The organism is Streptomyces sp. NPDC006134 (assembly GCF_040628835.1).
Classification (GTDB): Bacteria; Actinomycetota; Actinomycetes; order Streptomycetales; family Streptomycetaceae; genus Streptomyces.
Genome location: NZ_JBEXTV010000054.1, coordinates 22400 through 39401 on the forward strand (window position 1 = coordinate 22400; position 17002 = coordinate 39401).

Consider the following 17002-nt stretch of genomic DNA (forward strand, 5'->3'; position numbering starts at 1 on the left):
ACGCGGTGCCGCCCTCCGGCGCGCCCGGCCGCCGCGGTCACTTGACGGCTCCGGCGGTCAGACCGCTGCGCCAGAAGCGCTGGAGCAGGACGAAGGCGGCGACGAGCGGCAGGACGGCGAGCAGCGAACCCATGACCACCACGGGGTAGTACTCCGGTGACACGGTCGCGGCGCTGTTCCACGCGTACAGCCCGAGGCTGACCGGGTACAGGTCCTGGTCGGACAGCATCACCATGGGCAGGAAGAAGTTGTTCCAGATGGCGGTGAGCTGGAAGAGGAAGACGGTGACCAGTCCGGGGCCGAGCATCCGCAGCGCCACCCGGACGTATGCGGTCAGCTCCCCGGCGCCGTCCATGCGGGCCGCCTCCAGCACCTCGTCGGGGACGTACCCCCGGCTGAAGATCCGCCCGAGGTAGACGCCGAACGGGTTGAACAGGACCGGGACGAACACCGCCCAGAAGGTGTTGACCAGGCCCGCCTCGGAGGCCATCAGATACAGCGGCAGCGCCAGCACGGTCTGCGGGACCATCACCGCCGCCAGCACCAGCCCGAACAGCTTCTCCTTGTGCCGGAAGCGGTACTTGTCGAAGGCGTAGCCGCAGGCCACGCTCACCAGGGCGCCGACCGCCGCGCCGAGCACGGCGTACAGCAGGCTGTTGACGTACCAGCGCCCGTACAGGCCGCCGTCCATGGCGAACAGGTCGCGCAGGTTCTGCGTGAACGAGAAGCCGTCCGGCGACAGCAGATCGCTGCGGAACAGCGCGTCCCGGTCCTTGGTGGAGGCGAGCACCAGCCACAGCACGGGCAGCAGCGTGTAGAGGACGGAGACGGCGACGACGGCGTTGACGGTGGCGCGGCCCAGCAGCCGGGGGCGCAGGGCGGCGCTGCCGGTGGTGCTCATCGGTCCTCCTCGGGGGTGCCGGCGCGGGTGGTGAGGCGGGTGACGCCGTAGGACAGGGCGATGGTGCACACCAGCAGGACCACCGAGGAGGCCGCCGCCAGGCTGTAGTTGTTGCGGTTGAACGCCGCGTCGTAGATGTACATGCTCGGCGAGAAGCGGGAGCTGATCATGGGGGAGGACTGGCTGAGCAGCATCGGCTCGGTGAACAGCTGCAGCGCCCAGATCAGGGTGAACAGCGCGACCATGACGATCGAGGACCGCACCATCGGCGTCTTGATCAGCAGCGCGGTGCGCACCGGTCCGGCGCCGTCGACGACGGACGCCTCGATCACCTCGCGGGGCACGGCCTGCAGGGCGGCGTAGAAGACCACCATGTTGTAGCCGAGGTTGCTCCACAGGGCGATGTTCACGAGGGAGGGGAGCACCGTGTGCACGCCGAGGAAGTCGATCGTGATGTCGGCGCGGGCGAACAGGTCGATGACGGGGCTGATCCCCGGGGTGTACAGGTACAGCCAGATCAGCGCGGCGATGATGCCGGGCACGGCGTGCGGCAGGAAGAGCCCGAGCTGCGCGAAGGCGCGCAGCCGCACCACGCCCGAGTCCAGCAGCAGGGCCAGGGCGAGCGCGCCGGCGACCATCAGCGGAATGTAGATCACGCAGTAGAGGGCGACGGTGCCGAGCCCGCCGAGGAACGTCGGGTCGGTCAGGACCGCCGCGTAGCCGCGCAGGCCGACGAAGACGGTCCGCTCGGGCCCGAAACCGAGGCCCGGCTGGTCGTCGCTGCGGAAGCTGAGGTAGACCGCCGTCCCGACGGGGATCAGGAACACGGTCACCAGCAGGGCGAAGAACGGCGCCATCAGCACGCCGCACGCGGCCGTCTGCCGCCGCCTCGCCGCCCGGCGCGCCCGCCGGGCGGCGGCGGCCGGGGCGCCGGCGCGCGCTGCGGCGGCCCGCACCGGCCGCGGCTGCGGAGTGGTCGTGGTCATGGGTGTCACCTGCCTTTCGACGGCTCAGGTGCTGCGCTGGGTGGTGGACAGGCCGAGGGCCTTGAGGTCGGGCATCGTGCCCTCCTGAGCCGTGCGCAGGGAGTCGGTGAGACTGCCCTGGCCGCCGCCGACGCGGGCGAAGGAGTCCTGCATCACCTTCTGGGTCGCGGTCATCCGCGGACCCCACAGCCAGCCCTCCCGGATCGTGGCCGCCTCCTGCTCGAACAGGCGGTAGATGTCCTGCCCGCCGTAGTACGACCGGTCGAACGCGGCGCGGCCCACGGACACCAGGCCGGGAGCGGCCGGGTACTGGCTGCTGGTGCCGCTGGACAGGCGGGCGCGCAGCGCGTCGGGGTGCGACACCTGCCACTCGATGAACTCGAACGCGGCCTCCGGATGGCGGCTGTCCTTGGTGACCGCGAACGTGGACCCGCCGTGCGTGCCGACCGCCGGGCGGCGGGTGTCCCACTGCGGCAGCGGCGCGATCCGCCACAGGCCCTTCTGCCCGGGCCGCGCGTTCATCTGCGCACCGGCGTCCCAGGCGCCGGTGAGCCGGGTGAGCACCAGCCCGTTGCCGATCTGCGCGTCGGACTGCCGGCTGTCGACCGCGTTCACGAAGACCACGTCGTCGTCGATGAGCCGCTGCCAGTACGCCGCCACGCGCCGGCTGGGCGCGTCCGCGAGGGAGACGTTCCACGCGCCCTCGGAGATGTCGAACCACTGCGCCCCCGCCTGCCAGGCGTACGCCGCGAACTGGGTCATCCCGTCGGTGGGGAAGAGCACCAGCCGCCGGCCGCGGGCCTTGCGGCGCACGGTGTACGCCAGCTCGGCGAACTCCTCCCAGGTGCGCGGGACGCTCAGGCCGTAGCGGTCGAACAGGTCGGCGCGGTAGTGCATCACCATCGGCTCGACGTCCAGCGGCACGCTGAACACCCGCCCTCCGAAGGTGGTCAGCCCCAGCGCCTGCGGCAGCAGTGTGCGGCGCAGGGAGTCACCGACGAGGCCGGTGATGTCGCGGGCGACGCCGTCGATGGCGTACCCCGGCACCTGCGGATACTCGATCGTGGCGACGTCGGGGGCGTTGCCGGCCCGGGCGGCGTTGCTCAGCTTGGCGTAGCCGCCCTGCCCGCCGGAGGGGATCTGCTGGAAGTCGACCTGGATGTGGTCGTGTGTGCGATTGAAGGCGTCCACCACCTCCTGGCTGCCGCGCAGCGCGGACCAGAAGGTGATGCGTGTGGTTCTCCTGCCGCCGCGCGACCGGCCGCCGTCCGGCCCGCTGCAGGCGCCCACGGCTCCTGACAGCGGTACGGCGGCCATCGCGGCGAGCACGGACCGACGACTGCGTCGACCGGGCATGGCGCCTCCCGCGGCTCCTTGCGTGTCGGGGACACGGTTGTTCGGGACACGGGAATAGTCGATGCCACGACGGAAACGGTCAATAGATCGATCAGAAGAAAATGAAACGCTCAAACGCTCATTCGTGATTGCCGTCCCTCGTGCCGCCGTCCGTGCCGCCGTCCGTGCCCCCGCTCCGCCCGGCCGGGGCCGCGCCGACGGGCCGGGTGGAGCCGCGCACCGTCAGCCGCGGCAGCAGCTCGACGCGCCGCACGGCCCATCCGGCGCCGGGCGCCTCCGCCAGACGCTGGAGCAGCACCTGGGCGGCGACCTTTCCGACCTCCGCCTTCGGCGGGGACACGGCCGTCAGCGGCGGCGCGCCGAGCCCCGCCACCACGTCGTCGTAGGCCACGACCGAGCAGTCCCGCGGCACCCGCACCCCCTCCCCGGCCAGCCGCTGCACGATCATCAGCGCGTCCACGTCCCCGTGCAGCACCAGGGCGGTCGCGCCCGTCCTCCGCAGCAGCACCGGCAACTCGGCCGTCTGGTCCGCCGAGTACGCCCCCTCGGCGCCGGCCTCCGGCGCGCTCAGCGCCCAGGCCCAGGACTCCACCAGCGGATGCGCCCCGGCGATCTCCGCGAAGGCGGCCCGCAGCGTGCGCGCGGTGGGGCTGTCGTCCCGGGTGGCGAAGACGATCCGGCGGTGGCCGAGCCCCACCAGGTGCTCCACCGCCAGGTGCGCGCCGTACCAGTGGTCCGAGCACACCGAGTCCAGGGCGTGCAGGGCGCTGCCGCGCCGCGGCCGGCGCTCCATCAGCACCGCCGGGACGTCCAGCGCGGCCAGCCAGCCGTAGTCGGCCTCCTCGGCGGCGCGGCTGGTCCACCGGGGCGCCAGCAGCAGGCCCCGCGCGCCGTCCGCGAGCGCCCGCTCCACCAGCGGGCGCTCGGCGCCGGGGACCTGCGGGGCGATGTGCAGCGCGATGCGCAGACCGGCCTCCTCCAGCACCGTACGGGCGCCGTACAGGGTCTCGGTCAGGTACGAGTGCCGCTCGGGCACCACCACCGCCACCCGGTCCCCGGCCGCGACCTCGCCGCCGGGCAGCTCCCGCGCGGGCAGGGTCGACCGGACGACGCCGTGCCCGCGGCGCAGTCTCCCCTCGCGGGTCAGTTCCTCCACGTCCCGGCGCACGGTCACCACCGAGACGTCCAGCTCGGCGGCGAGGTCGCGCACGCGGGCGCTGCCCCGCGCCTGTACCGCGGCCAGGATCCGCTGCCGCCTGAGCTCGACCGGCTCCCTCATCTGGCCTCCCGCCCCGGAGATGTTCGTTTGAACGTTTCGCGTCATCCTAGCGATCGCTCCGGCGGAAGGCGGGGCGGACGGAGGGGGCCGGACGGAGTGGGGTGGACGGAGGGGGTCGGACGGAGTGGGGTGGACGGAGGGGGCCGGACGGAGAGGAGGGACGGGGGCGGACGCGACCGGCCGACCGGGCGGGGTGGGGCGGGGAGCCTCGCGGTGACGACCACGGGGCACGGGCCGGGAGCCCCTGTGGGTCAGCCGGCCGGCGGGGTCGCCCGGCGGCCGTGTACGAAGAGGTGGGGTTCCGGCACGGCGTCCGGGTGGGCGGGAGTGAACAGCACCTCCTCCCGCGCCAGCACCTCCAGGCCCGCCTCGCGGGCCAGGGCGGTGACGCCGTCGGCGGAGAAGCTGGTCACCCGGACCGGCTGCCCCATGAAGACCCCCTCGGCGTCCTCCACGTCCAGCGGCACGGTGGCCAGCGCCATGAGGCCGCCGGGGCGCAGCGCGCGCACCGCGCGGCGCACCACGGAGGTCTGCTCCGCCCGGTCCATCTGGAGCAGGGAGAAGTACACGCAGACCGCGTCGAACGAGCCCTCCTCCAGGGCGACGTCACGGATGTCCGCCCGGCGGAACACGGCGCCGGGCACCTGCCGTGCGGCGAGCTCCACCATCACGGAGGAGACGTCGACGCCCAGCACCTCGTGCCCCGCCGCCGCGAGTGTCTCGGCCGTGGGCCGGCCCGTTCCGCTGCCCACGTCCAGCACACGGCTGCCCGGGGCGAGCCGTCCGAGCAGCCACCGCAGCGAGCGCCGGTGCGCCTCGGACCCGGCGAACGCCTGCTCGTAGGCCGCGCCCAGCGCGTCGAACACGGCGGCGGCCGGAGGCGGGTGCTGGTCGTCGGCGGTCACGGCGTTCCCTTCCCGGCGTCGGCGTGCGGGTGCCCGGCATCGTTCCACCGGGGGCGAACCGCCCGCAAGGCCGGCACGCGACCGGCGTACGGCCCGGCGCCGGACCCGCAGGCGGCCTGTACGGCCCGTACGGCCCGGCGCCGGACCCGCAGGCGGCCCGTACGACCCGGCGGCTCGGCGCCCGCCGCCGTCCCGCCGTCGCCGGTGTGCGGCCGGTCCGCGGTGGGCGGCGGCCTCGGCGTGGTCCGGCGGCACCCGGCCGCGGCCACTCCCCGTGCTCCGGTCTTTCGGCCGTGAGGCCGTACACCGGGTGCGGGACAATGCCGGAGAACCAGGAGACCTCCCGTCCGGTGAAGCGGGCCCGGCCGCCCCGGGCGACGGGGCGACGGCGGCCCGGAGCGAGCCGGTCCCCGTCTCGCGGTCAGTGCCGCGGGCGGGGCCGGGCCCCGTCGAGCGCCAGGTCGACGAGGCCCGCCACCAGCGCTTCGTCGAGCGGCGCCCCGCTGAGCAGGACCCGGACGAACAGCGGGCCGCTGACGGCCTCGATCAGCAGGCCGGGGTCGGCGTCCGCGGCCAGCTCGCCGCGCTCGACACCGCGCCGCACCATCACCCCGGCCCGTTCCAGGCGGTCGCTCCAGTAGGGGCCGCGGCGGTCGTCGAGGGTGCCGTCCCGCTCGACGCTCAGCCGCAGCAGCGCCCGGCCCTGCGCCGTGTCGAGCAGCCGGGCCAGCGCGGTGAAGAAACGCAGCAGGTCCTCTCGTACCCGCCCGGTGTCCGGCAGGGGCAGCGCGGAGTCGAGCTCCGTGGTCAGCGCGTCGAGGATCAGGTTCTCGCGGGTCTTCCAGCGGCGGTAGACCGACGTCTCGTGGACGCCGGCCGTACGGGCCACGGCGGCGACGGTCGCGCCCGCCAGCCCCTGGGACGACAGCAGCTCCACCGTGGCGGCGAGCACGGCTCGCCGCATCCGCTCCCCACGGCGGCGAAGGGGCGGCGCGGCGGGCTCGGAAGAGGTCATGACCTCAGCCTAAAGCAACTCGACTTGCGTTGGGTGTACGGTTAACGCAAGTCAACCTGCGATATAGCGCAGAGGCGCCACCGCCCCAGGAGGTCCCGTCATGGCGCAGATGCTCGCCGCCCGCCTGCACGTCCCGAGCCGCACGCTGCGTGTCGAGGAGGTGCCCCGCCCGCAGCCGGGGCCGGGGGAGGTGCTGGTCAAGGTCGAGGCGGCCGGGGTGTGCCTGTCCGACGTGCACCTCGTCGACGGCACGCTCACGCCGCTGTTCCTGCGGGGCGACACCGTCACCCTCGGCCACGAGGTCTCCGGCACCGTCGCCGAGACCGGCGAGGGCGTCACCGCCTGGACGGCCGGACAGCGGGTCGTCCTCCACGCCGGCGAGGTCCGCGACGGCGTGACCTACACGCGGGGTGTCGACTACGACGGGGGCTGGGCCGAGTACGCCCTGTCCGCGGCAGACGCCCTGACCCTGCTGCCGGACGCCATCCCCTTCGACCAGGGCGCGATCATCCCCGACGCCGTGTCCACGCCGTGGGGCGCGATCACCGAGACCGGCGCCGTCCGGCCCGCCGAGGCGGTCGGCGTGTGGGGGGTCGGCGGACTGGGCGTGCACGCCGTCCGGCTGCTGCGCGCGATCGGCGCCTGCCCCGTTGTCGCCGTCGATCCCAGCCCCGTCGCCCGGGACCGCGCGCTGGCCGCCGGCGCCGACCTCGCCCTGGACTCCGCCGACCCGGGGCTGCGCGAGGCCGTCGGGGTGGTGACCGGCGGGGCCGGGCTCGCCGCCGCCTTCGACTTCGCGGGCGTACCGGCCGTGCGCGAGCAGGCGGTGTCGGTCCTCGCCCCCAAGGGGCGGCTGGTCCTGGTGGGCCTGACCGACAAGCCGCTCACCCTCGCGGACGGCACCCGGTTCAGCTACCTCCAGCAGCGGATCCTCGGCCACTACGGCTCCGACATGCCGGTGGCCCTGCCGCAGCTCCTGCGGCTGATCCAGGGCGGGCGGCTGGACTTCTCCGGCTCCATCAGCGGCGTACTGCCCCTGGCCGAGGCCGCCGAGGCGGTCGCGCGACTGGAGAAGAAGGAGGGCAACCCGATCCGGCTGGTGCTGCGCCCGTGAGGTGAGGCCCGGGGGTCCGCGGGGCGGGAGCGCGGCGGCGGGAGGGGCGGCGTTCTGCCGCCGTCCCCTCCCGCCGGGGCGTGCGCGGCAGCGGATCGCACGCATCCGGCGCGTCGAACGCATCGAACACGCCACCATCGGTGCGGAAGTGGCGCAATCACATGTTGCCGCTCTGTTTCCCGGCGCGCAGCCTGTGCGTTGGGAGCGCTCCCACCAGACTGTGTCCCCCCACCGGAAGAAGGAGACCATGCCTTGTCATGATCGCGTCAGATATGTGCGGCGCCGGGTGACCCTCGCCCTGAGCGTGCTCACCGCGGCCCTGCTCAGCCTCATCCCCTGGAGCGGTACCGCCGTCGCCCACGGCTCGGTCGTCGACCCGGCCTCCCGCAACTACGGCTGCTGGCTGCGCTGGGGCAGTGACTTCCAGAACCCGGCCATGCAGCAGCAGGACCCGATGTGCTGGCAGGCGTGGCAGGACGACCCCAACGCCATGTGGAACTGGAACGGCCTGTACCGCAACGGCTCCGGAGGCAACTTCCAGGCCGTCGTCCCCGACGGCCGGCTGTGCAGCGGCGGCCGGACCGAGGGCGGCCGGTACGACTCCCTGGACGCCGTCGGCCCGTGGAAGACGACCGACGTCGGCGGCACCTTCACCGTCAGGCTGCACGACCAGGCCGCCCACGGCGCGGACTACCTCCTGGTCTACGTCACCAAGCAGGGCTTCGACCCCACCACCCAGCCCCTGACCTGGAACGACCTCCAGCTCGTCGCCCGCACCGGCAAATACGCCCCCGGCCAGGACTACGAGATCCCCGTGAGCGTCTCCGGCCGCAGCGGCCGGCACGTGGTCTACACGATCTGGCAGGCGTCGCACATGGACCAGACGTACTTCCTGTGCAGTGACGTGAACTTCCGCTGACCCGGCCCGCCCCGGACCCGCCGCCCCGCCGAGCCCGACGTGCCCGGCGGGGCGGCGGGTCCGGGGGCGCGCGCCTTTGCGGTCGTACCACCGGGCGTGCCGGAACGCGACCCCGTGGCGCGATGCGGGCCGAGGGCGTCCGTGGGACGGTGGAGAACTCCCCGGGCGGCAGCGGCACGTTCAGAAGGCGGCCATGGACGACAGCAACGGCGTGGACGACAGCAACGGCGTGGACGACGTCGACGGCACGGACGGCAGCGACTCCTACGACTACGACCTCGGCGCCCACGGCCGCCCCGTGACGACCTCCTCCCCGCGGGCGCAGACCTGGTTCGACCGCGGGCTGGTGTGGACGTACGCCTTCCACCACGAGGAGGCCGTCTCCTGCTTCGAGGCCGCCGCCGCGGCGGACCCCGGCTGCGCCATGGCCCACTGGGGCATCGCCTACGCACTCGGGCCCAACTACAACAAGCCCTGGGAGGCGTTCGACGACCGGGAGCTGGCGCGGACCGTGGACCGCACCCACGCCGCCGTGGAGCGTGCCCACGACCTGGCGGCCGGCGCCACCCCCGTGGAGCGCGCCCTGATCGGCGCGCTGCGCGCCCGCTACCCGCAGGCGCGCGCCACCGCCGACTGCTCCGTCTGGAACGCCTCCTACGCCGACAGCATGCGCGCCGCCTACGACCTGGCCCCCGACGACCCGGACGTCGCCGCCCTCTACGCCGACGCCCTGATGAACCTGACGCCCTGGCAGCTGTGGGACCTGCGCACGGGCCGGCCGGCCGAGGGCGCCCGCACCCTGGAGGCCAAGGCGGTCCTCGACCGCGCCCTCGCCTCCGAGGCCGGCCGGCGGCACCCGGGCGTCCTGCACCTGTACGTCCATCTGATGGAGATGTCCGCCACCCCCGAGGCGGCCCTGACCGTCGCCGACCGGCTGCGCGGCCTGGTCCCCGACGCGGGCCACCTCCACCACATGCCCTCGCACCTGGAGGTGCTCTGCGGCGACTACCGGCGCGTGGTGGCCGACAACGACGCGGCGATCGCCGCCGACGAGAAGTACCGGGCGCGGGCCGGGGTGATGAACTTCTACACCCTGTACCGGGCGCACAACCACCACTTCAAGATCTACGGCGCGATGTTCCTCGGCCGGTACCGCACCGCCCTGGACGCCGCCGCCCGGCTGGAGGCGGCCGTCCCCGAGGACCTCCTGCGGGTCCAGAGCCCGCCGATGGCCGACTGGCTCGAAGGCTTCCTCGCCATGCGGGTGCACGTGCTGATCCGGTTCGGCCGCTGGGCGGACATCCTGCGCCTGCCGCTGCCCGCCGACCGCGAGCTGTACTGCGTGACGACCGCGATGCTGCACTACGCGCGCGGCGTCGCGCTCTCCGCGACCGGCCGCGTCAGCGAGGCCGAGGCCGAACGGGAGGCGTTCCGCGCGGCCGTCGCCCGCGTCCCGGCGAGCCGCACCCTGTTCAACAACACCTGCGCCGACATCCTGGCGATCGCCGCGGCCATGCTCGACGGCGAGCTGGAGTACCGCAAGGGCGACCACGACACCGCCTTCGCCTCCCTCCGGCGGGCCGTCGAACTGGACGACAGCCTCCCCTACGACGAGCCGTGGGGCTGGATGCAGCCCACCCGGCACGCCTACGGCGCCCTGCTGCTGGAACAGGGGCGCGTCGCGGAGGCCGAGGCGGTCTACCGGGCCGACCTGGGCCTGGACGACACCCTGCCGCGCGCCCTCCAGCACCCCGGCAACGTCTGGGCGCTCCACGGACTCCACGAGTGCCTTCGGCGCCTGGGCCGGGCGGGCGAGGCGCGGATCATCGGGCAGCAGCTGAAGCTCGCCGCCGCCCTGGCGGACGTACCGGTCACGGCCTCCTGCCTCTGCCGCCTCGACACCGCCCCCGCCCCCGCCGACGCCGGCTCCACGGACGGCTGCTGCGGCCCGGACCGGTGAACGGGACCCGGGCCGCGTGCCCCGTCGCGGCGGGAGCAGGCGTCAGCCGTCGTCAGTGGTCGTCGGCCGCCGTCAGTCGTCGAGGGCGGACGTGACGTCGGCGAGGTCGACGAACTTGAAGTTCGTGGCGTCCCGTTCGCCGTCCCCCGGAGCGTCGTGGCCGTCCTGCACGACCAGCAGACCGTGGGGGAAGCGGGAGCCCAGCGGCTGGGCGAGCACCGCCGCGCCGTCGCACTCCTCGGAGCCGTCCAGGGACGGCGAGGCGGCGGCGACGCGGAAGCCGCCCTCGTACTCGTTGTTGTCGCCCACCTCGCGGTCGTAGGCGGCGAAGGTGTCGTCGCCCTGGCTGGAGGCCAGCAGCAGGCCGTCCCCGTCGGACTCCTGAAGCAGCGTCAGCCCCTCGACGTCGGCGGTCAGCCGGGTCCCGCCGTAGCCGGGATCGTCACCGGCGGTGCACTCCTCCGTGGCCTCGTCGTACACCGCCGCAACGCCGTACTCCCGCACCTTGTCCAGGAGCCGGGGCGTGCCGGTGAGGTCGGCGCGCAGCCGCCAGATGCCGACGTCCTCCTGGCCCGCGTACAGCGTGCCGTTCGCCGGGTCGACGACCATGCCCTCCACCTGCGGCAGCTCGCCGGGCTCGCCGCACGGCGACCAGGAGGTGCCGTCGGGCAGCCGGAAGGAGGAGGGCAGGTCCAGGGAGCGGACCGTGCGGTAACCGACGCCCCCGGACGCGGTGGGGACCAGCTCCAGCAGCGCGACCGTGGTGCGCTCGCGGCGGCTGACCAGCGCGTAGGAGCGGCCGGTGGCCCGGTCCGTCCAGGTCGCCAGGCCGTACGCGGTGCGCTGCTCGTCGATCTCCTCCTGGCCGCCGGAGAACACCGGCGGCGCGGCCGCCGGGTCGGTGACGTCGGTGAGCGGCCGGCCGCCCGGCGCGGACGGGTCGATGCGGTAGAAGCGCAGGCGGTCGCTGCCCCGGTCGGTGGTGACCGCGATGTCGGCGCGGCCGGTGGACAGCCGCAGGCCGTGGACCAGGTCGACGTTGTTGAAGCGGCCGGGCGCGTCGTCGGGGCCCGGGGCGGGCGGCGCGGGGACCGACTGCACCAGCCGCGCGTCGAGGTCGTAGACGCGCAGCCCGCCCTCCTTGGCCGTGGCGACGACGAGACTGCGGTCGGGATCGGCGGCGTTGCGCCAGATGGCGGGGTCGTCGGCGTCGGCGTTGCCGCCCGCCTCGTCGTCGTACAGGGAGGGCGTCTCGGCCCGCGGCCGCACCTCCGGCAGGGTCCCTTCCTCCCGGGCCGCGGCCGGTGACCCGGGCAGGACGGCGGCGACGGCGACGGCGAGGGCGCAGACGGCCCACGGCCGCAGACGGTGTCCGGTCACGTTGGTGCTCCTAAGGTCGAAGACATGACAAGCAACAACCGGTGATCTTGCGGAGGCCGGGGGACGGAACGGGGCCCTTCCGGTGACCGGATGGTCTCGTGGAGGCGAACAGCGCGTGGATGCCGTGCCGCCGGGCGGCGGAACGACGCGTGTCAGCCGCCGCCCGGCGGGATACCGCCGCTGCCGCTGCCTCCGCTTCCGTCCCTGCCCCCGTCGCTGCCCCCGTTTCCGTCCCTGTCCCTGCCGCTGCCCCCGTTTCCGTCCCTGTCCCTGCCGCTGCCCCCGTTTCCGTCCCTGCCTCGGTCCCTGTTTCCGTTTCCGCCTCGGTCCCTGTTTCCGTCTCTGCCTTGGTCCCTGTCTCCGCTTCCGTCCCCGGCCGCCGTGCCGCGCGCCGCCGCGCGGAAGGCGAGCGGCGTGCGGCCGTCGTGCTTGCGGAAGAACGCGCCGAAGTCGCTGGGGTCGTCGAAGCCCAGCCGGCGCGCGATGTCCGCGGCGGTGGCATCGGTGTGCACCAGCAGGCGTTTGGCCTCCAGGACGATCCGCGCGTCCAGGTACGCCTTCGCCGTGGTCCCGGTGGCGGCCTTGACGGCACGGGTGAGGGTGCGCGTGCTGTAGCCGAGCGCGGCGGCGTAGTCGGCGACCCGGCGGGTGCGGGCGAAGTCGCGTTCCACGGCGGCGCCGAACCGCCGGAAGGGACCGTCGGGCGGGACCGCGCCGCCGGCGGCCGGCGGGCAGGCGTGGGCCAGCCGCAGCAGCAGCACCGACAGCAGCATCCGCAGCGTCCTGTTGTGCGCCTCGAGCGGGAGCGCGCCCAGGTCGTCGTACTCGGCGACGAGGTGGTCGAGGGCCAGGCGGACCAGCCGGCCGTGCGTGCCGGCCGGCATCACCGGCCCCTCGGCGTGCGGCGGGTCCTCGGGCACGAAGCCCGGCCGCCAGATCACCATGACGCCGCGGGCCCGGGTGAGCGGCCCGCCGGGTTCGGCCGCGTACTGGTGGACCTGGCCCGGCCGCACCCACAGCCAGCCGCCCGGCGGGACGACGTGACGGGAGAAGTCGACGGTGTGGGGGAGCGGCGGCGAGTGCGGGGCGAGGTGGATGAGGTGGTGGAAGTCCGGCCGCTGCGGACCGGACAGGTCGATGCCCCGGCGCCGCGCCCGGTCGCGCACCTCCTCGAATCCGACGACGTCCATGCCGATCGGGGCGCTCAGCGAGGGCCGGTAGGCGACGTCGGTGATCGCGGCGGCACCGGCCGCGCCGGGCCGTCCCGACCGTCCGCCGGCCCGCCCGCCGGCCTGTCCGCCGACGCGTCCGTCCCTGCGGCCGACCGCTCGGCCCGGCTCTCGTTTCTGTCCGGAATTCCCCATGGTGTGTCCCGAGCTTACCGCCGGCCCACCCGGGCCGCTTCCTAGCGTGAGAGGTGCAGACGATGCCGCGATGACCGAAAAGGAGCAGGTGCGACCGTGCGACTGATCGTGGGGATGACGGGGGCCACCGGGGCCGTGTTCGCGGTGCGGCTGCTGGAGCGGCTGGCCGAGCTGCCGGACGTGGAGACGCACCTGGTGATGAGCCGCTGGGCGCGGGCCACCGCCGAGCTGGAGACCGGCCGCACCCTGCGGGAGATCGGCGCGCTGGCCGACGTGACGCACCCCGCCGGGGACCAGGGCGCCACCATCTCCTCCGGGTCCTTCCGCACGGACGGGATGGTGGTCGTCCCGTGCTCCATGAAGACGCTGGCCGGTATCCGCGCCGGTTACGCCGACGGCCTGGTGGGCCGGGCCGCCGACGTCACCCTCAAGGAGCGCCGGCCGCTGGTGCTGGTGCCGCGGGAGACGCCGCTGAGCGAGATCCACCTGGAGAACATGCTCGCCCTGGCCCGCATGGGCGTGCGCATCGTGCCGCCCATGCCCGCCTTCTACAACCACCCCCGCACCGTCGACGACATCGTCGACCACATCACCACCCGCGTCCTCGACCAGCTCGACCTGCCCGCACCCGCGGCCGAGCGCTGGTCCGGCCTGCGGGCGGCCCGGCTCGACAATCCGCGGGACACCGGCTCCTGACGGCCCGCCACCGCGCCGCGCCCCTCCGCCCTTCCCCCTTCTTCCCCCTTCCTGTTCCTGCGACGTACGCGACGTACACGAGGAGACATCCGTGCCCTACGACGATCTGCGGTCCTTCCTGAACACCCTGGAGAAGGAGGGCCAGCTGCTGCGCATCACCGACGAGGTGCTCCCGGAACCGGATCTCGCGGCCGCCGCCAATGCCGCCGGGCGGATCGGAGAGGGCGCGCCCGCCCTCTGGTTCGACCGGGTCAAGGGCTTCACCGACGCGCGGATCGTGATGAACGTCCACGGCTCCTGGCGCAACCACGCCCTCGCCCTCGGCATGCCCAAGGAGACCTCCACCCGCGAACAGGTCGAGGAGTTCGCCCGCCGCTGGGACGCCTTCCCCGTCCCGCCCGAGCGCCGCGAGGACGCCCCCTGGCGGGAGAACACCGTCACCGGCGACGACATCGACCTGTTCGACATCCTCCCGCTGTTCCGCCTCAACGACGGCGACGGCGGCTTCTACCTGGACAAGGCCGCCGTCGTCTCCCGCGACCCCGACGACCCGGACCACTTCGGCAAGCAGAACCTCGGCACGTACCGCATGGAGGTCGTCGGCCGTGACCGCCTCGCCCTCCAGCCGGTCCCGGTGCACGACATCGCCCAGCACCTGCGCACGGTGGAGGAACGCGGCCAGGACCTGCCGGTGGCGATCACCCTCGGCAACGACCCCGTCGTCCCGATCGTCGCCGGGATGCCCCTGCGCTACGACCAGTCCGAGTACGAGATGGCGGGCGCCCTGCGCGGCGCGCCCATGCCGATCGCCACCGCCCCCCACACCGGCCTGGACGTCCCGTGGGGCGCCGAGGTCGTGATCGAGGGCGTCGTCGAGTCGCGGGTGCGGCAGATCGAGGGCCCCTTCGGCGAGTTCACCGGCCACTACTCCGGCGGCCGGCGGATGCCCGTCATCCGCATCGAGCGCATCTCCTACCGCACCGACCCGGTCTTCGAGTCCCTCTACCTCGGCATGCCCTGGACCGAGTGCGACTACCTCGTCGGCCCCAACACCTGCGTGCCGCTGCTGAAGCAGCTGCGCGCCGAGTTCCCCGAGGTGCGGGCCGTCAACGCGATGTACACCCACGGGCTGCTGGTCATCATCTCCACCGCCAAGCGGTACGGCGGCTTCGCCAAGGCGGTCGGCATGCGCGCCATGACCACCCCGCACGGCCTCGGCTACGTCACCCAGGTCATCGTCGTCGACGAGGACGTCGACCCCTTCGACCTGCCCCAGGTGATGTGGGCCCAGTCGGCGAAGGTGAATCCCAGGGAGGACGTCGTCATCATCCCGAACCTGTCGGTGGTGGAACTCGCGCCCGCCTCCCAGCCGGCCGGCGTCACCAGCAAGATGATCATCGACGCCACGACGCCCGTCGCCCCCGACGTCCGCGGCAACTTCGGCACCCCCGCCAAGGACCTGCCCGAGACCGTCGAGTGGACCGCACGGCTGCGCTCCCTGCTCGCGCAACGCTGACCGCCCCTCCCGCCCCCGCCCCTCACCTCGTCCAAGGAAGGAACCACCCATGCACTCCAGCGACAGCGACAGCGGCAGCGACCGGTCCGAGGCCCCCGGCGCCTCCCCGATCTGCCCGCGCTGCGCGGACGCCGGCGTCTCCACCGTCGCCCACTCCCCGCAGCCCGGTGTCTGGCAGGTGCTCCAGTGCGCACGCTGCCTCTACATGTGGCGTACCACCGAACCGGCCCGGCGCAGCCGCCGCGAGAACTACCCCGTCCGGTTCCGCCTGACGGAACACGACATCGCCACGGCCACCGAGGTACCGGCCGTGCCCCCACTGCGCACCCGGTGACCTGCGGGCGCCGCCCCGGTACGCCGGGCGGCCGAGGTGCTCCGGGCCGGCCGAGATGCTCCGGGCGGCCCGGGCCCACGATCCCGGACCAGGCGACCGGGCCGACGATCCCGCAACGGGCGGCCGGCGTACGGTCCGCGGGTCAGCCGTCCGTCAAACCGGCGGCGAGGGTCGCCCCCAGCTCCCAGCACGCCTCCAGATCGGCCTTGCCCGGCGCACCGGACACGGTCACCGCCGGGGCCGTACGGCGCCAGCCCAGACCCGTGGTGACCGACTCGACGGCGCGCACCGCGCCCGTGGTGTCGCTGCCGCCGTGCACGTAGAAGCCGAACGGCCGGCCGCGCGTCGCGTCCAGGCAGGGGTAGTAGACCTGGTCGAAGAAGTGCTTGAGCGCGCCGGACATGTACCCCAGGTTCGCCGGCGTGCCCAGCAGGTAGCCGTCGGCCTCCAGCACGTCGACCGCGGTGGCCGCCAGGGCCGCCCGCCGCACCACCCGCACGCCCTCGATCTCCGGGGCGCCCGCCCCGGACACGACGGCCTCGAACAGCGCCTGGCAGTGGGGCGACGGTGTGTGATGCACGATCAGCAAAGTGGCCACGGCCGAAGCCTGCCCTCCCGGCGCCCGCCCCGCAAGAAACCCGGCGCGGGCCGCCGGCCGTGCGGTCTCCCGCCGTCCGTCCCGGGGACGGTCCGCGCAAGGCGGTTCGGCACCGGGCCCGGAGCCGTCAGCCCCACAGCGGATGGGTCACCGTACGGGCGGATCCTTCGGGCCGGTCACCGGTGTACGTCAGCGTCATCCGCGTGTACTGCCGCTGGTCCGGCTGCTTCTCCCAGGACCGCGGAAGGTCGAGGCGGACGACGACGGGATACGAGCGGAACGTGCCCGCAGCGCAGTAGGGCCTGCAGTCGTTGACCACGTTGACGCCGGCGGCCGTCGCGGCGGTCGCGTCCCACCGCTTCCACTCCAGCGAGGTCAGGCGGCTGTTGCCGTCCCCGCAGGCGAGGAGGAAGCCGGCGGGGCGGACGCCGGGCCGTCCCTGGCAGTCGACGAGCACCGGGTCCGGCGCCTGGTGGTGCGCCGTCCGCTGCGGCGCCGGCTCTCCGCCCGGCGACGCGGCCGTCGCCGTACCGAGGGTTGCTGCGAGCGAGGCGACGGCGCACAACGTGACCATCGCCCTCCTGCGAACTCCGCCCATGTCTGCTCCCGCCCGTCCTCTTCGGGGCTTGTGTCCGTTCCGAGGCTACGGCCGCGCCCGGCATCGCACCACTCGTACGGA

Annotated in this window: 16 protein-coding genes; 6 read left to right on the forward strand and 10 right to left on the reverse strand. The window is 74.1% G+C overall.

All coding sequences use genetic code 11. The annotated features are described in order from the left end of the window. Nucleotides 1-37: 37 nt before the first annotated feature. The 6 genes from ABZ340_RS28620 to ABZ340_RS28645 all read right to left on the reverse strand — a co-directional run bounded on the left by ABZ340_RS28620 (nt 38) and on the right by ABZ340_RS28645 (nt 6442). Nucleotides 38-901 (reverse strand): carbohydrate ABC transporter permease, encoded by an 864-nt coding sequence (locus ABZ340_RS28620; RefSeq protein WP_358784725.1) that lies wholly within the window; start codon nt 899-901, stop codon nt 38-40. Continuing rightward, entirely contained in the window at nt 898-1887 is a 990-nt protein-coding gene (locus ABZ340_RS28625; protein WP_358784726.1) for a sugar ABC transporter permease, read from the reverse strand. The genes ABZ340_RS28620 and ABZ340_RS28625 overlap by 4 nt, the downstream gene beginning before the upstream one ends. 24 nt (nt 1888-1911) lie before the next feature. Beyond that, nucleotides 1912-3243 carry a sugar ABC transporter substrate-binding protein gene (locus tag ABZ340_RS28630; protein WP_358784727.1) on the reverse strand — a complete coding sequence of 444 codons (1332 nt, stop codon included), beginning with the start codon at nt 3241-3243 and terminating at the stop codon, nt 1912-1914. A 118-nt stretch (nt 3244-3361) separates the two neighbouring features. Further along, nucleotides 3362-4522, reverse strand: a complete 1161-nt coding sequence (locus ABZ340_RS28635) for a substrate-binding domain-containing protein (protein WP_358784728.1) — start codon at nt 4520-4522, stop codon at nt 3362-3364. 251 nt (nt 4523-4773) lie between these two features. After that, the gene (locus tag ABZ340_RS28640; RefSeq protein ID WP_358784729.1) at nt 4774-5427 is read right to left on the reverse strand and encodes a methyltransferase domain-containing protein; all 654 of its coding nucleotides are present in this window, start codon (nt 5425-5427) and stop codon (nt 4774-4776) included. A gap of 421 nt (nt 5428-5848) precedes the next feature. Beyond that, nucleotides 5849-6442 carry a TetR-like C-terminal domain-containing protein gene (locus ABZ340_RS28645; RefSeq protein WP_358784730.1) on the reverse strand — a complete coding sequence of 198 codons (594 nt, stop codon included), beginning with the start codon at nt 6440-6442 and terminating at the stop codon, nt 5849-5851. Between the two features lie 100 nt (nt 6443-6542). Between ABZ340_RS28645 and ABZ340_RS28650 the strand changes: the two genes are divergently transcribed. From ABZ340_RS28650 to ABZ340_RS28660, 3 genes are all read left to right on the forward strand, one after another. After that, on the forward strand, nt 6543-7556 hold the full coding sequence (locus tag ABZ340_RS28650; protein WP_358784731.1) for a zinc-binding dehydrogenase: 1014 nt from the start codon (nt 6543-6545) through the stop codon (nt 7554-7556). A 247-nt stretch (nt 7557-7803) separates the two neighbouring features. Further along, nucleotides 7804-8475 (forward strand): lytic polysaccharide monooxygenase auxiliary activity family 9 protein, encoded by a 672-nt coding sequence (locus tag ABZ340_RS28655; protein WP_358784732.1) that lies wholly within the window; start codon nt 7804-7806, stop codon nt 8473-8475. Between the two features lie 193 nt (nt 8476-8668). After that, entirely contained in the window at nt 8669-10435 is a 1767-nt protein-coding gene (locus ABZ340_RS28660) for a hypothetical protein (protein ID WP_358784733.1), read from the forward strand. A gap of 72 nt (nt 10436-10507) precedes the next feature. Here the strand turns inward: ABZ340_RS28660 and ABZ340_RS28665 are convergent, their stop codons facing one another. Both ABZ340_RS28665 and ABZ340_RS28670 read right to left on the reverse strand, forming a co-directional pair. Continuing rightward, nucleotides 10508-11815: a phytase gene (locus ABZ340_RS28665; RefSeq protein ID WP_358784734.1), complete on the reverse strand. Its 1308-nt coding sequence runs from the start codon at nt 11813-11815 to the stop codon at nt 10508-10510. 152 nt (nt 11816-11967) lie between these two features. Then, nucleotides 11968-13179, reverse strand: a complete 1212-nt coding sequence (locus ABZ340_RS28670; RefSeq protein ID WP_358784735.1) for a helix-turn-helix domain-containing protein — start codon at nt 13177-13179, stop codon at nt 11968-11970. Nucleotides 13180-13275: 96 nt separating this feature from the next. Here ABZ340_RS28670 and ABZ340_RS28675 point away from each other — a divergent pair, with 96 nt between their 5' ends. The 3 genes from ABZ340_RS28675 (at nt 13276) to ABZ340_RS28685 (ending at nt 15725) form a co-directional block, all read left to right on the forward strand. Next, nucleotides 13276-13875, forward strand: a complete 600-nt coding sequence (locus ABZ340_RS28675) for a non-oxidative hydroxyarylic acid decarboxylases subunit B (protein WP_358784736.1) — start codon at nt 13276-13278, stop codon at nt 13873-13875. A gap of 91 nt (nt 13876-13966) precedes the next feature. Next, the gene (locus ABZ340_RS28680) at nt 13967-15391 is read left to right on the forward strand and encodes a non-oxidative hydroxyarylic acid decarboxylases subunit C (protein ID WP_358784737.1); all 1425 of its coding nucleotides are present in this window, start codon (nt 13967-13969) and stop codon (nt 15389-15391) included. Nucleotides 15392-15440: 49 nt separating this feature from the next. Beyond that, a complete protein-coding gene (locus tag ABZ340_RS28685) occupies nt 15441-15725 on the forward strand; it encodes a non-oxidative hydroxyarylic acid decarboxylases subunit D (protein ID WP_358784738.1) in 285 nt (94 codons plus the stop codon). Between the two features lie 142 nt (nt 15726-15867). Here ABZ340_RS28685 and ABZ340_RS28690 read toward each other — a convergent pair whose 3' ends face one another. Both ABZ340_RS28690 and ABZ340_RS28695 read right to left on the reverse strand, forming a co-directional pair. Continuing rightward, entirely contained in the window at nt 15868-16323 is a 456-nt protein-coding gene (locus ABZ340_RS28690) for an NAD(P)H-dependent oxidoreductase (protein WP_358784739.1), read from the reverse strand. Between the two features lie 127 nt (nt 16324-16450). After that, the gene (locus tag ABZ340_RS28695; protein ID WP_358784740.1) at nt 16451-16897 is read right to left on the reverse strand and encodes a hypothetical protein; all 447 of its coding nucleotides are present in this window, start codon (nt 16895-16897) and stop codon (nt 16451-16453) included. Nucleotides 16898-17002: the final 105 nt, after the last annotated feature.

What these genes read in the sequence shown, in the direction of transcription:
- ABZ340_RS28630 (WP_358784727.1), bottom strand. Translation starts at nt 3,243, where the DNA reads ATGCCCGGTCGACGCAGTCGTCGGTCCGTGCTCGCCGCGATGGCCGCC.
- ABZ340_RS28635 (WP_358784728.1), bottom strand. Translation starts at nt 4,522, where the DNA reads ATGAGGGAGCCGGTCGAGCTCAGGCGGCAGCGGATCCTGGCCGCGGTA.
- ABZ340_RS28695 (WP_358784740.1), bottom strand. Translation starts at nt 16,897, where the DNA reads ATGGTCACGTTGTGCGCCGTCGCCTCGCTCGCAGCAACCCTCGGTACG.
- ABZ340_RS28620 (WP_358784725.1), bottom strand. Translation starts at nt 901, where the DNA reads ATGAGCACCACCGGCAGCGCCGCCCTGCGCCCCCGGCTGCTGGGCCGC.
- ABZ340_RS28650 (WP_358784731.1), top strand. Translation starts at nt 6,543, where the DNA reads ATGGCGCAGATGCTCGCCGCCCGCCTGCACGTCCCGAGCCGCACGCTG.
- ABZ340_RS28645 (WP_358784730.1), bottom strand. Translation starts at nt 6,442, where the DNA reads ATGACCTCTTCCGAGCCCGCCGCGCCGCCCCTTCGCCGCCGTGGGGAG.
- ABZ340_RS28660 (WP_358784733.1), top strand. Translation starts at nt 8,669, where the DNA reads ATGGACGACAGCAACGGCGTGGACGACAGCAACGGCGTGGACGACGTC.
- ABZ340_RS28625 (WP_358784726.1), bottom strand. Translation starts at nt 1,887, where the DNA reads ATGACCACGACCACTCCGCAGCCGCGGCCGGTGCGGGCCGCCGCAGCG.
- ABZ340_RS28685 (WP_358784738.1), top strand. Translation starts at nt 15,441, where the DNA reads ATGCACTCCAGCGACAGCGACAGCGGCAGCGACCGGTCCGAGGCCCCC.
- ABZ340_RS28670 (WP_358784735.1), bottom strand. Translation starts at nt 13,179, where the DNA reads ATGGGGAATTCCGGACAGAAACGAGAGCCGGGCCGAGCGGTCGGCCGC.
- ABZ340_RS28655 (WP_358784732.1), top strand. Translation starts at nt 7,804, where the DNA reads ATGCCTTGTCATGATCGCGTCAGATATGTGCGGCGCCGGGTGACCCTC.